This is a genomic window from Vibrio alfacsensis (assembly GCF_019670485.1).
Lineage (GTDB): Bacteria > Pseudomonadota > Gammaproteobacteria > Enterobacterales > Vibrionaceae > Vibrio > Vibrio alfacsensis.
On the sequence record NZ_AP024165.1, the window covers coordinates 474,421 to 488,324 of the forward strand.

Here is a 13,904-nt window from a genome sequence, read left to right on the forward strand (position 1 = left end):
AGGGCTTGCTCATTGAGCAAGCCCTTGTTGTTTGTACTGGGCAGATTAGTCTTCTAGATCGCCACAGAAGCGGTAACCTTCACCGTGAATTGTCGCGATGATTTCTGGTGTACCTGATACAGATTCGAAGTGCTTACGAATACGACGAATAGTTACGTCTACTGTGCGGTCGTGAGGTTTAAGTTCACGGCCAGTCATCTTCTTAAGAAGATCTGCACGAGTTTGAATCTTACCTGGGTTCTCACAGAAGTGCAGTAGTGCACGGAACTCTGAGCGAGGCAGTTTGTAGCTTTCACCAGCAGGGCTAACAAGAGAGCGGCTGTTGATGTCTAGAACCCAACCGTTGAATACGTATTTCTCTACAGAGCGTTTTTCTTCTTGTACTGCATTCGTGCTCATTGAGCGGCTTAGCAAGTTGCGCGCACGGATAGTCAGTTCACGTGGGTTAAATGGTTTGGTGATGTAATCATCAGCACCAATTTCAAGACCTAGGATCTTGTCCACTTCGTTGTCACGACCCGTTAGGAACATTAGAGCGATGTTCGCTTGCTCACGAAGTTCACGAGCTAACAGCAGACCGTTTTTGCCTGGAAGATTAATGTCCATGATCACCAAGTTGATTGTATTTTCAGACAATACTCGGTGCATTTCTTCGCCGTCACTGGCTTCAAAAACAGCGTATCCCTCTGCTTCAAAAATACTCTTAAGAGTGTTACGAGTTACTTGCTCATCTTCAACGATAAGAATCTGCGGGGTTTGCATTGGCGGTACCTAAATTTGTGACAAAATTGTGCTAATAGAATAAATTCTAGGCAAAAATATAACATACAGGTAATGTGATTTTGATAATAAAACAACTTGTTCAAAAAAACACTTCTTTAAGTTATCCGCCTTCCTTGGAATTTTGCCAACTCACCAGTATCCAATGGCGACGTTTATTCTATAGGGTTGGCTTATCTTTCATTTTCATGCTTTGACATAAGCTGAAACATAAACCCCCTAAGATATGGAGCGGATTTTATATTGTTAACAGCATGCTAACAATGCTCAAATGTTAATTCCATTCACTTTGTTGATTTACATCAATTGATGAATTGTAACAGTTATTAATCGTTTAAGAGTTATGATAGAAAAAAGTAACATGAAGATAGACGCATCGTTATGGCATGCTTATTCAGACCCATTCTTTCATTTTTACCGGAAATGGAATGAGGTTAACTATGCGGTGATAACTGCTTGGAACCCTTATAGCAATTTGCGGTCCAAAGAAGAGAATTGCATAAATAATCATAAGCTAGAGGAACAACTGTATCACGTTGATTATGTGCCGGTTTTAGTTGGTGATAAGTTTTTTGAGTGGTCTGAAGAAAGTTACGCAACAGCGGTGTCTGTTGAGATGGCCGTTCAATTGGCTAATCATTTTCAGCAAAATGCGATTTACTATGTCATGAATAACGAACTCTATTTGATTGTCTGTGCTGACCCTAAGGTTATGCATGAATTAGGAGATATTAGGCCACGGCTTTTATAGACGAATACCACTCAGCAAAGTGTCGCTTTGATGAGACAATTCACGGAGGAACCATGAGAGACATAACACCAGATATTTGTGACCAATATGAAGAGCAAGTGACGCAGTTGAGTTTACCATTGCAAAACTACGGTCAACGCGCTGCATTTTTTGGAGAAATCGTTACCGTGCGTTGTTATCACGACAACTCTATGGTGCGAGAAATATTGAGTGAAGATGGCACTGGCAAAGTATTGATTGTGGATGGGCATGGTTCCTGCCAACGAGCCCTATTAGGTGATCAGTTGGCCATTCTTGCTATCGAAAATGGTTGGGAGGGGATCATTGTCTATGGTGCGGTTCGAGATGTGGCTCAGATGTCGCAGATGGACATTGGTATTCAAGCATTAGGAACTTGTCCGTTCAAAACAGAGAAGCGCGGTATGGGCGAAGTCAACGTTACATTGACCATGCACAATCAAATTGTGCAACCAAAGCATTACGTATACGCGGATTGGAATGGGGTGTTGATTTCGAAAGACGAGCTATCGTTTTAAAAGCGAAAGCCTAAGCCAACTTCAAAACCTTGTTGCCAATCTTGATAGTCCAAAGTGGCGTGAAGATCTAAGTTGTCAGTGATCTTTACGCGGCTTGATACTTCGGCTGCAAGGCTACGATCTTCTTCACGGAGGCCTTCAAGTGCCTCTCCTTTATAAGAGCGCACAGTACTTTTTACAGTAACGCGATCATTAAAATGATAACTGATCCCACTTAAAAAGCCGCTCTGATTCTGAGTTGGAGAGTTGTTAACTCGAGCACCAACATACAGATCAACGGAATCAAACAGTTCATACGCGTAGCCACCATCAATATTCCACACATCGAAACTGTCGGTTTGGTAGTTTTCACTAGAAATGAAGAGCTTATGAGGGGATGGTGCCGTTTTACCTGGCAACGGCGGTAATTCGGTCGCAACAGAAATGGCAGGCACAACAAATAGTAACAGAAAAATCCATCTTTTCATGTTAACCACTCCTTGTGTCTAACTTTGTTATTAGTATGTGCTAAAAGCTTCTCACTATTAAAGCATAGAATATGAAAGCCGGCTCATTAAATTATGATTTAATTTGATCCTATGAATCTTGATCACAGTTAATGTGCTGTTAAATTCTATCAGTTTAATAGCGGCAATCCCTTTTGAATATCGTCAACGCGTGTGATTTGAAAATGGACTCTTTTGAACGCTTAGTGAACACGAGAAAAAAGGAAATATCAAAATTTTGCGTTTAAGTTATTGTTAACATTGGTTAATTTATCTGTATTGGTGAGGTGGGTATTGCAGCGTGACGGTAAAATAAACAATTTTTAGTTGACTCTGTTTAGGAAACTCGGTAAACGTAGAGTTAAGCAAACACATAATTATCGTTGAATATTTATTTATGACATCTCTCAGCCAACTAGTAATGACCACAACCATTATTATTACCGACACGACATATGTTGGGGCAGGCTGCTGAGCGAAAGAAATTCACAAAAAAGGCCTGTATCCAACAAGATACAGGCCTTTTTTTATACATTTTTAAACAGAATTTAGACAGATTTAAGAAAATACATCGGAGGAAGGGATGCGAGTATTGAAGTTTGGCGGCTCATCATTAGCAGATGCAGATCGCTTTTTAAGAGCGGCGGATATCATCGCCAATAATGCACAGCAAGAAGAAGTCGCGGTGGTGCTTTCAGCGCCAGGTAAAACGACAAATAAATTGGTGGCTGTGATTGAGGGAGCGTTACGCAATGGCGAAGCAGAGCTGCAAATCAACGAGCTAGAAGCATCGTTCAAGGCACTGTTTGCAGATATCCAAGCTGTATTACCAAATATCGATGGTGCAGCTTTCGACAACCAAGTTAAAACGTCACTTTCTCAACTTCGCCAGTTCGTTCATGGCATCAATCTTCTTGGTATGTGCCCAAATAACGTCAATGCACGCATCATCAGTAAAGGCGAACGCGTTTCGATTCAGCTGATGAAAGCGGTATTGGAAGCGAAAGGCCAACCAGCGCATCTAATCGATCCCGTTGAATACCTATATGCAAAAGGCGATCATCTTGAAGCGATGGTCGACGTTGAGGTATCTACTCAGAATTTCCGCCAAAACCCTCTTCCTCAAGGTCATGTGAATATCATGCCAGGTTTCACTGCCGGCAATGCAAAAGGTGAACTTGTTACACTTGGTCGTAATGGTTCTGACTATTCTGCGGCGGTTCTTGCGGCGTGTCTACGTGCAGATTGTTGTGAAATATGGACTGACGTTGATGGTGTTTACAACTGTGACCCGCGTTTGGTTGAAGATGCTCGCTTACTTAAATCTCTTAGCTACCAAGAAGCGATGGAGCTTTCTTACTTTGGTGCATCCGTTCTGCATCCAAAAACCATCGCACCAATCGCACAATTCCATATTCCTTGTCTGATCAAAAACAGCTTTAACCCTCAAGGTGCCGGCACGTTAATTGGTCAAGACACAGGCGAAGATAACCTAGCCATCAAAGGTATCACGACACTAAACGACCTAACTATGGTTAACGTGTCTGGCCCGGGTATGAAAGGCATGGTAGGCATGGCTAGTCGTGTATTCGGCGCAATGTCATCTGCAGGTGTGTCTATTGTTCTGATTACTCAATCTTCTTCTGAATACAGCATCAGCTTCTGTATTGAAGCGGACGACAAAGCAAAAGCACAGCAAGTATTAGCAGATGCGTTTGAATTAGAACTTAAAGATGGATTATTGGAGCCAGTTGAGTTCATCGATAATGTTTCTATCGTGACGCTAGTTGGTGATGGCATGCGAACTTCTCGTGGCGTGGCATCTCGCTTCTTCTCATCTCTTGCAGAAGTGAACGTAAACATTGTAGCAATTGCACAGGGCTCATCTGAGCGTGCTATCTCAGCCGTGATTCCAGAAGATAAGATCTCTGAAGCAATCAAAGCGTGTCACGAGAACCTATTCAACTCTAAGCACTTCCTAGACGTATTCGTGGTTGGTATTGGCGGCGTTGGTGGTGAGCTGGTGGATCAGATCGAGCGTCAACAAGCGAAGCTTGCGGAAAAAGGTATCGTAATTCGCGTATGTGGCTTGGCAAACAGCAAAGGTCTTCTACTTGATAGTGAAGGTCTACCACTAGAGCATTGGCGTGATCGTATATCGGCAGCGACAGAAGAATTCAGCCTAGCGCGTTTGATTTCTTTGGTTCAACGTAACCACATCATTAACCCAGTATTGGTTGACTGTACGTCAAGTGAAGATATCGCGAATCAATACGCAGACTTCCTAGCGGCAGGCTTCCACGTAGTTACACCAAACAAGAAAGCAAACACAGCAAGCATGGCCTACTACCATCAGCTTCGCGATGTAGCGCGCAGCTCTCGTCGTAAGCTGATGTACGAAACAACCGTAGGCGCGGGTCTACCGGTAATCGAAAACTTACAAAACTTAATTTCAGCGGGTGATGAATTAGAGCGCTTCAGTGGCATCCTTTCTGGCTCTCTGTCATACATCTTTGGCAAGCTAGATGAAGGCATGAGCCTAAGTGAAGCCACTAACATCGCTAAGCGAAACGGTTTTACGGAACCGGATCCTCGTGACGATCTATCAGGTATGGACGTTGCGCGTAAGCTCCTGATCCTCGCTCGTGAAGCTGGCATGTCCCTAGAGTTAGAAGACGTTGTGGTTGATCAGGCTCTTCCTCCAGGCTTTGACGACTCAGGCAGCGTTGAAGAGTTTATGGAACGTTTACCAGAAGCGGACGCGTACTTTAAAGAGCTGTCGGCGAAAGCGGCAGAAGATGGCAAAGTACTGCGCTACGTCGGTGAAATTGTCGAGGGTAAATGCACAGTAAGCATCGCTGCAGTCGATGAAAACGATCCGATGTTTAAGATCAAAGATGGTGAAAACGCACTGGCTTTCTACAGCCGCTACTACCAACCAATTCCACTAGTACTACGTGGTTACGGTGCGGGTACTGAGGTCACGGCTGCTGGCGTATTCTCGGATGTGATGCGCACTTTGGGTTGGAAGCTAGGGGTATAACAACAATGAGTTCAAGTGATATGGATGTAGTGGTTTATGCCCCAGCATCAATTGGTAATGTAAGCGTTGGCTTCGATGTTTTGGGGGCGGCAGTGTCCCCAGTTGATGGCACACTTTTGGGTGACCGAGTATTGGTTAAGTCCGGAGTTGAGTCGTTCACTCTGAAGACTGCTGGTGATTTTGTTGAGAAGCTGCCAACCGAGCCGAAAGAGAACATCGTTTACGATTGTTGGGTGGTGTTTGCTCGTGAGCTAGACAAAAAAGGCGTCGAGCTAAAACCACTTGAGATGACGTTAGAAAAGAACATGCCAATTGGCTCAGGATTAGGCTCAAGTGCATGTTCTATCGTTGCTGCATTAGATGCATTGAACCGATTCCATGGTCAGCCGCTTAATGAGACAGAGTTGCTAGCACTGATGGGGGAGATGGAAGGTAAGATCTCTGGTGGTATTCACTACGATAACGTCGCGCCATGTTATCTTGGCGGTGTGCAATTGATGCTTGAAGAGTTAGGCATCATCAGCCAAGAAGTGCCTTGCTTTGACGATTGGTACTGGGTGATGGCGTATCCGGGTATCAAAGTATCCACAGCAGAAGCGCGTGAGATCCTACCATCTCAATACCGACGACAAGATATCATTGCTCATGGTCGCCACCTTGCAGGCTTTATTCATGCGTGTCATTCTGGTCAGCCAGAACTTGCTGCAAAAATGATCAAAGACGTGATCGCAGAACCGTATCGTGAGAAACTGCTTCCAGGTTTTGCGAATGCACGTCAATACGCAGCGTCTGCGGGAGCATTGGCTACCGGTATTTCTGGCAGTGGGCCGACACTGTTCAGTATTTGCAAAGAGAAAGATGTCGCTGAGCGAGTTGCTCGCTGGTTAGAACAGAACTACGTACAAAACGAAGAAGGATTCGTCCACGTTTGTCGTCTAGATAAGCAGGGGTCGAAAGTAACAGGAAGTGAGCTATGAAGCTTTACAATATAAAAGAAAATGATGAACAAGTTTCCTTTGGCCAAGCCGTTCGCCAAGGATTAGGCCGTAACCAAGGTCTATTTTTCCCATCGGAATTACCAAAATTTGAAGACATTGATGTGCTACTGGCAGAAGATTTTGTGTCCCGTAGTACTAAGATTTTATCGGCGTTGATCGGTGATGAACTAGCGGAAGAGCAGGTTAACGCATTGGTTGATGCTGCATTCCAATTCCCAGCACCAATTAACCAAGTAAAAGATGGTGTTTACGCACTGGAACTTTTCCACGGCCCAACGCTCGCGTTTAAAGACTTTGGTGGCCGCTTTATGGCGCAATCGCTGGCAGCCGTTTCAGACGGTGGCAAGATCACCATTCTGACTGCAACTTCTGGCGATACTGGCGCAGCCGTTGCGCACGCTTTCTACGGAATGGAAGACATCAACGTTGTGATCCTTTACCCGAAAGGCAAGATCAGCCCGCTGCAAGAGAAGCTATTCTGTACGCTTGGTAAGAACATTCACACTGTTGCGATTGATGGCGACTTCGATGCCTGTCAGGCTCTGGTTAAGCAAGCTTTCGATGATTCTGCACTGCGTGAAGAGATTGGTCTGAACTCTGCAAACTCAATCAACATCAGCCGTTTGATGGCGCAAATCTGTTACTACTTTGAAGCCGCTGCGCAAATGAGCAAACAAGAGCGTGAAAACCTAGTAGTGTCTGTACCAAGTGGTAACTTTGGTAACCTAACTGCTGGTTTACTGGCAAAAGCACTGGGTCTGCCTATCAAACGTTTCATCGCGGCAACTAACGCTAATGACACCGTGCCACGTTACCTAGAAACGGGTCAGTGGGCGCCGAAACCAACGGTTGCAACAACATCGAACGCAATGGACGTGAGCCAACCAAACAACTGGCCTCGTATCGAAGAGCTATGCCGCGTGAAAGAGTGGGGCTTGGAGACGCTAGGTAAAGGTGCTGTGTCTGATGAGCAAAGCGCTCAGTCGGTGAAAGACCTATACGCACTGGGTTACCTGTGTGAACCTCACGGTGCGATTGCGTATCGCGTTCTTGAAGAGCAATTGCAAGACGGAGAAACAGGCCTGTTTCTATGTACTGCACACCCTGCGAAGTTCAAAGAAGTCGTAGATGACATTCTACAATCAGACATCGATCTTCCTGCGCCACTCGCGAAACATGCTGTGATGGAGTTGTTATCAGAAGATCTAAACGCAGATTTTGATGCATTAAAACAAGTGCTACGTCGCGTGCAGTAAGTATTACAAGAGAGAAATACTTAAAACGGTGGAGCAGTGTCTCCACCTTTTTATTTTTGAATGCAAAGAAAAACGGCGCTCTCAGAGCGCCGTTTTTAAAATCTTACTGAAAGATGTCTTTATTATAGAGACTCAGTAAATGTACGAGCGATTACGTCACGTTGTTGTTCTGCAGTTAGCGAGTTGAAGCGTACTGCGTAGCCAGAAACACGGATAGTTAGCTGTGGGTAGTTCTCTGGGTGAGCAACTGCATCTTCTAGAGTTTCACGCTTAAGAACGTTAACGTTAAGGTGTTGGCCACCTTCGATGCGTGGAGCTGTTTCGATTGCTACTTCGCGGCTTTCGTATTCACCTAGATCGCTGATTGCGATAACTTGGTCAGCTTCGTAAGTTGATGCTGCTGCAACACAACGTGCTTCGTTTTTCTCGCTATCTAGTAGCCAGATTGAGTTTAGTAGTTCGTCGTTAGCTGCTTTAGTAATTTGGATACCTTGGATCATTACTGTCTCCTAGACCACTTCTGTGGTGATTATTGGTGTTAATTTTCGAATTTTTGTTGAGCTAGGTATTATATAGCCAATATCCATTATATTAATATTGATTTAGGTCAAAAAACAACTAAAAACCTTAATTTTTTGGAGGTAATTTTCTTGAGTTAAATCAATAAAACGTTTGAAAACATACTATTTACAATTTATTTGATAATATAAAAAATATTTAAAAGTTAAATTTGTTGTAAATTTACTACATATTTAGTTCAAATTTCAACCAGTGGAATGCAACCCTCTGTATTTTGGTAATCATACTGAAAGTCAAAAGTGATTAAATGACAAACATTAAAAATAGACTTGGAAATAAATTTATTGGTGCTCATGTGTCTGCCGCTGGCGGTGTAGATCAAGCCCCTTTACGTGCAAGAGAAATTGGTGCAAATGCGTTTGCTCTATTTACGAAAAATCAGCGTCAGTGGGTAGCAAAACCACTGGAAGAGAAAACCATTCGCGCATTTAAAGCCAATTGCAAGATGCTAGGGTTTAGCGCCGAACATATTCTTCCGCACGACTCTTACCTGATTAACTTGGGCGCGCCCGAAGAAGAAAAGCTTAACAAATCACGAGCCGCGTTTATTGATGAGATGGAGCGCTGCAACCAACTTGGTTTGACATTACTGAACTTCCATCCAGGCAGCCATTTAAAGAAAATATCTGAACAAGAGTGTCTAGCGACCATTGCTGAGTCGATCAATCTTGCCCATCGAGCTGTACCGAATGTCATCGCGGTAATAGAAAATACGGCTGGGCAAGGCACAAACTTAGGTTGGAAGTTTGAACACCTTGCAGAAATCATTGATCAAGTCGAAGACAAAGAACGTGTCGGTGTTTGTTTAGATACATGCCATACTTTTACTGCGGGTTATGATTTACGCACGAAAGAAGATTGTGAACATACATTTGCTGAGTTTGATCGTATCGTTGGTATGCACTATTTAAGAGCAATGCATCTTAATGATTCAAAAGTAGAGTTTGCCAGCAAGGTGGATCGCCATCATTCACTCGGTAAAGGTGAAATCGGCTGGAGTTGTTTTGAATATATAGCGAAAGATCCGCGATTTGATGGTATCCCATTGATTTTAGAAACCATTGACCCAGATATCTGGCAGCAAGAAATTAGCGCACTGCGTCAATACCATCTAGATGAAATGGTGGGTGAGTCATAGATTGAAAAAGTTGGCATCTTTCTTTCAATATCTTTCTTTCAAGTAAAGAGTAGAGTTTTAATTGAATACGTAGCATGACCATTTTGGTCGTGCTAACTAGGAGGATGTCGTTATGTCTCGACCTGTATCTTTTGTTTCTGCAACACAATCTCGACGTGTCGTTCGTTTACCCATGCCTAACCGACATATTACAGGACCGGGACATTTTCGAACGCCTCAGCGTCATTAGCCTATTTTTGCCGTTTTTAGTCATTGTTAGTCAGAGGCAAGCTTTGTCTGTTTGAGTTTCGCTCGTTAGAATAGAGAGAAATGATAGGACAGGAACTTTCCATGAATCAGTTACCCACTTGGCACGATGTGATCGGCGAAGAAAAGCAACAGAGCTACCTTATTGATACGCTAAAATTTGTTGAAGCAGAGCGCGCGTCAGGCAAAGCAATTTTTCCTCCAGAGGAAGACGTGTTTAATGCTTTTCGTTTTACTGAATTTGGTGATGTGAAAGTTGTAATATTAGGGCAAGATCCTTATCACGGTCCGAATCAAGCTCATGGATTGTGTTTCTCTGTGTTGCCTGGCATTAAAACACCCCCATCTTTGGTGAATATGTATAAAGAACTCGCGCAGGATATTGATGGGTTCCAAATTCCGCAGCATGGCTTTTTGCAACGTTGGGCAGAGCAAGGAGTGTTGCTGCTCAATACGGTATTGACCGTAGAACAAGGCAAGGCACATTCGCACTCAAAAACCGGTTGGGAGACGTTTACCGATCGAGTCATTGAGGCGATCAATCAACATCAGCATGGCGTCGTATTCTTACTTTGGGGAGCGCACGCACAGAAGAAAGGACGTTTTATTGATCGTTCAAAACATCATGTGCTTGAAGCTCCACATCCATCGCCACTTTCTGCACATAGAGGCTTCTTTGGCTGCCAACATTTTTCCCAAACCAATCAAATTCTTGAGCAACAAGGCCTAGAGCCGATTAACTGGCACTTACCGGTAGCGGTATAGTTTTCTGAGCAATTTTCAATCGCTTGTTTGAAAGAGTACAGCGAACGTGACATTACGATCGCTGTTTTTTTGAGCGATGTCGAGACGAGGGGATGTTTTCTCATATACACTTATTAAAAGTAGGTGTAATGGAGAAGCTCTATGATGATTGAACGAATTAGACGTGAACACGGTTATATGGTTCGTCTTTTGGCGATACTTCGTCATAAACTGAATGAAATAAAACAAGAACATGCCATCAACTACTCTTTGGTGAGTGAGATTGTAGATTATTTGTCTAATCATTCGGAGAAAGTCCATCACCCTAAAGAAGATATCTTGTACCACTATTTTCTAGAGCATTATGGGCAGCAAAAAACCATTGAAAATCTTGAGTTAGAACATAAAGAGCTGGCGGAGAAAACGAAGCAGTTTGCATTGGTCGTAGAGATGATTTTACAAGATGCGGTTGTTCCTCAAGAAATGTTTACTCAGCAACTAGAAGATTTTATTACGACTCAAAAACAACATCTTGATTTGGAGGAAAGACAAATTCTGCCATTGATTGAGGAATTGTTTACTAGCGAGGACTGGCTGAATGTTGAAAGTCAGTGGCAAGAAAGCGAGGATGACCCAGTGTTTGGTGACACGATTGCTGATCGCTATAAACAGCTTGCAGAACGTGTACGCCAAAGTAATGTTGAGTTTGTGTAGTAGCAATACGCAAGGTAATCGTTTGCTTTTTTGTGTTTTTATGCGTCAAATTCTCATTTAGTGAGAATTTATATGAATTTTATTTTGAAGAATAAAGAGTCAAAAGTAGGTTTAATTCTCATCAGTTAAGAAAATAGTAATTTGATGTTTTTTCGATACAAACAGAGCAATGGTTTGATGTATCGAAAAAGTACAAAAGGCACCCTTAGGTGCCTTTTGTGTTCATTATAGTTTGATATCTTCTAAGGTTATGTCATTACAAACGTCTAACTCTCGAAGCTCTCTGAGTAAGTTACGTCGGTCATTCATTTCTTCAATTTCGCGCCATTTGCGCTTCATTCGTTTATTGCGAGAGCGAGTTGCTGAGGTAGTATCTAGGTCAAATACATCATCGAGTTGAAAGCCTTCCATAAGCCACCTTTCCCTTTTCTTTATCCAAACTTTGTAGTCAGTTCGTGTGGAGCTTTTTTAGTACCACAATAGGGAGGAGCATAACTGCGATAGGTTTCGCATTTGTGTCTCTAACATGACAGTTTCGTGTAAAAGTACTTCTAGAATCACATTTTTATGACTAGAGAGTGCATAAAAAACAAACATATGAATATACGAAATCGTTTAAATCGACGAATTATTTATGTTAACGCAAAGTGTAGTAGTCCCCATGAATAACAGGATCATGTAGGAGCCGTGTTACTTTGTTAGAAGCGGGGAAAAACGCAAATGGTCCTTAGAACAAGAAATAGTTGAAAGCCTTAAGATACCAGACTTTTTTGACCAGTTAAGTTGCAAATATACTTTCGTCTTTCGCCCGTTTATATTTTTAAATCATCGTTGTTATGTTGGTTTTTTGTTGATTGACCATTTGTTTTGTTGTTAATTTTTAGTGAGTTTCTAGTGAAAAATTGCACCTAAGTGTAAGTTGTTGCATATTGATTTTTGCTGGCCGAGCCTGCATTATCCGCCCGTCAAAAAATACGCTGGTACGTAACATGGATGCATGAAGCGACGTTTACGATTCTAGATTGCGCAATAAACATTACTCAAAAAGCTAAGCACACTTTGACACTTAGCGGGCAATCTAGTGGAGAGCTTGGAAGCAAAAGCTAGCGCAACTCACTTTGAGGTACACATGACAGACTTAATCAATTTGATGAACGATCTCCTTTGGGGTTCGATTCTGGTTTATCTTCTTGTTGGTGTAGGAATCTACTTCACCGTTCGATTGGGATTCATCCAATTCCGCCACTTCGGCCATATGTTCTCAGTTCTTAAGAACAGCCGTAAAGCAGACAAAGCTGGTATTTCTTCTTTCCAAGCGCTTTGTACTAGTCTTGCTGCTCGTGTAGGTACAGGTAACATGGCTGGTGTCGCTGTTGCTTTGACTGCTGGTGGCCCAGGTGCAATTTTCTGGATGTGGTTAATTGCGATGCTTGGTATGGCGACGTCGTTTGCGGAAAGTACGCTAGCGCAGCTATACAAAACCAAAGATGATGATGGCAACTACCGTGGTGGTCCTGCTTACTACATGGAAAAAGGTTTGGGCATGCGCTGGATGGGCGTGCTTTTCTCTGTTTTCCTTATCATCGCTTTTGGTTTGGTATTCAACGCCGTTCAAGCAAACTCTATTGCAAATGCGATGAGCAACGCATTTGGTTGGGATGATTTATACGTAGGTATTGCGGTTGTTGCACTATCAGCGGTGGTTATTTTTGGTGGTATCAAGCGTATCGCGAAAGTTGCAGAGCTAGTTGTGCCTGTTATGGCATTAGCGTACCTTGCGCTTGCACTGTTCGTTATGTTCGCAAACCTAGATAAGTTACCTGCCGTTCTGATGCTTATCTTTAAGAGTGCTTTTGGCTTACAAGAAGCAGCCGCTGGTGGTTTAGGATACGCAATCGCACAGGCGATGATTAACGGCATTAAGCGTGGTCTATTCTCGAACGAAGCTGGTATGGGTTCTGCGCCAAACGCCGCAGCATCAGCGACACCTTACCCGCCACATCCTGCGTCTCAAGGTTATGTTCAAATGCTTGGTGTCTTTATGGATACCATCGTTATCTGTTCTGCTACCGTAGCTATCATCCTAATGTCTGGTGAGTACGTAGGCCAAGCAACAGAAGTGACGGGTATTGAACTGACTCAGCGAGCATTAAGCTCTCAAGTTGGTGAGTGGGGCAGTATTTTCGTTGCTGTCGCGATTTTCTTCTTTGCATTTACTTCGATTATCGCGAACTACTCGTACGCCGAAACAAACCTTATCTTCTTAGAGCATAACCATAAAGCCGGTTTAGGTCTTTTCCGCGTGGTTGTTCTTGGTATGGTGATGTTTGGTGCATTGGCATCTCTACCAGTGGTTTGGTCATTGGCTGATGTATCAATGGGTCTAATGGCGATAGTGAACTTGGTGGCAATTCTATTGTTGTCAGGTATCGTGATTAAGCTTGCTAAAGATTACAATCGCCAACTGCGCGAGGGTAAAGTGCCAACATTTGATGTGAATGATTTTCCAGAGTTAAAATCACAACTAGAAGACGGCATTTGGCATAACACGAAAAAAGAAGATTAAGTTGATGCCAACCCATCGTTGAAAACTATCAACACGATTCAAAAAGCCATGCAGACAATGCATGGCTT

13 protein-coding genes and 1 other annotated feature are annotated in these 13,904 nt (G+C 43.1%); of the genes, 9 read left to right on the forward strand and 4 right to left on the reverse strand.

All coding sequences use genetic code 11. The features are described from left to right. Positions 1-45 precede the first annotated feature (45 nt). Entirely contained in the window at positions 46-762 is a 717-nt protein-coding gene (arcA, locus tag VA249_RS02210; protein WP_211915394.1) for a two-component system response regulator ArcA, read from the reverse strand. A 361-nt stretch (positions 763-1,123) separates the two neighbouring features. Here arcA and VA249_RS02215 point away from each other — a divergent pair, with 361 nt between their 5' ends. Both VA249_RS02215 and VA249_RS02220 read left to right on the forward strand, forming a co-directional pair. After that, the gene (locus VA249_RS02215; RefSeq protein WP_221068661.1) at positions 1,124-1,531 is read left to right on the forward strand and encodes a DUF3293 domain-containing protein; all 408 of its coding nucleotides are present in this window, start codon (positions 1,124-1,126) and stop codon (positions 1,529-1,531) included. Between the two features lie 53 nt (positions 1,532-1,584). Further along, positions 1,585-2,067: a putative 4-hydroxy-4-methyl-2-oxoglutarate aldolase gene (locus VA249_RS02220; RefSeq protein ID WP_128811645.1), complete on the forward strand. Its 483-nt coding sequence runs from the start codon at positions 1,585-1,587 to the stop codon at positions 2,065-2,067. On the opposite strand, the gene VA249_RS02225 is transcribed toward VA249_RS02220, so the two are convergent. After that, the gene (locus VA249_RS02225; RefSeq protein ID WP_221068662.1) at positions 2,064-2,534 is read right to left on the reverse strand and encodes a ribonuclease regulator; all 471 of its coding nucleotides are present in this window, start codon (positions 2,532-2,534) and stop codon (positions 2,064-2,066) included. The two genes, VA249_RS02220 and VA249_RS02225, sit on opposite strands and share 4 nt — an antisense overlap. Positions 2,535-2,962: 428 nt before the next feature. Continuing rightward, positions 2,963-3,082, forward strand: a sequence feature (Thr leader region). 53 nt (positions 3,083-3,135) lie between these two features. On the opposite strand from VA249_RS02225, the gene thrA reads away from it, so the two are divergent. From thrA to thrC, 3 genes are read left to right on the forward strand one after another with little or no spacing between them, the layout of a single operon-like run. After that, entirely contained in the window at positions 3,136-5,595 is a 2,460-nt protein-coding gene (gene thrA / locus VA249_RS02230; RefSeq protein ID WP_221068663.1) for a bifunctional aspartate kinase/homoserine dehydrogenase I, read from the forward strand. A gap of 20 nt (positions 5,596-5,615) precedes the next feature. Continuing rightward, positions 5,616-6,572, forward strand: coding sequence for a homoserine kinase (thrB, locus tag VA249_RS02235; protein WP_221069782.1), 957 nt, complete (start codon positions 5,616-5,618; stop codon positions 6,570-6,572). Beyond that, a complete protein-coding gene (gene thrC / locus VA249_RS02240) occupies positions 6,569-7,849 on the forward strand; it encodes a threonine synthase (protein WP_221068664.1) in 1,281 nt (426 codons plus the stop codon). Before thrB ends, thrC begins: the two co-directional genes overlap by 4 nt. A gap of 122 nt (positions 7,850-7,971) precedes the next feature. Here thrC and grcA read toward each other — a convergent pair whose 3' ends face one another. Then, complete coding sequence (grcA, locus tag VA249_RS02245; protein WP_128811641.1) at positions 7,972-8,349, reverse strand: autonomous glycyl radical cofactor GrcA; 378 nt, start codon at positions 8,347-8,349, stop codon at positions 7,972-7,974. A 326-nt stretch (positions 8,350-8,675) separates the two neighbouring features. Between grcA and nfo the strand changes: the two genes are divergently transcribed. From nfo to VA249_RS02260, 3 genes are all read left to right on the forward strand, one after another. Next, complete coding sequence (gene nfo, locus VA249_RS02250) at positions 8,676-9,566, forward strand: deoxyribonuclease IV (RefSeq protein WP_221068666.1); 891 nt, start codon at positions 8,676-8,678, stop codon at positions 9,564-9,566. 330 nt (positions 9,567-9,896) lie between these two features. Continuing rightward, a complete protein-coding gene (gene ung / locus VA249_RS02255) occupies positions 9,897-10,577 on the forward strand; it encodes a uracil-DNA glycosylase (RefSeq protein WP_221068668.1) in 681 nt (226 codons plus the stop codon). A 141-nt stretch (positions 10,578-10,718) separates the two neighbouring features. Then, positions 10,719-11,270, forward strand: coding sequence for a hemerythrin domain-containing protein (locus tag VA249_RS02260; protein WP_221068670.1), 552 nt, complete (start codon positions 10,719-10,721; stop codon positions 11,268-11,270). 225 nt (positions 11,271-11,495) lie between these two features. On the opposite strand, the gene VA249_RS02265 is transcribed toward VA249_RS02260, so the two are convergent. After that, positions 11,496-11,681 (reverse strand): DUF3545 family protein, encoded by a 186-nt coding sequence (locus VA249_RS02265; protein WP_211915388.1) that lies wholly within the window; start codon positions 11,679-11,681, stop codon positions 11,496-11,498. A 718-nt stretch (positions 11,682-12,399) separates the two neighbouring features. On the opposite strand from VA249_RS02265, the gene VA249_RS02270 reads away from it, so the two are divergent. Further along, positions 12,400-13,836, forward strand: coding sequence for an alanine/glycine:cation symporter family protein (locus tag VA249_RS02270; RefSeq protein WP_128811635.1), 1,437 nt, complete (start codon positions 12,400-12,402; stop codon positions 13,834-13,836). Positions 13,837-13,904 lie beyond the last annotated feature (68 nt).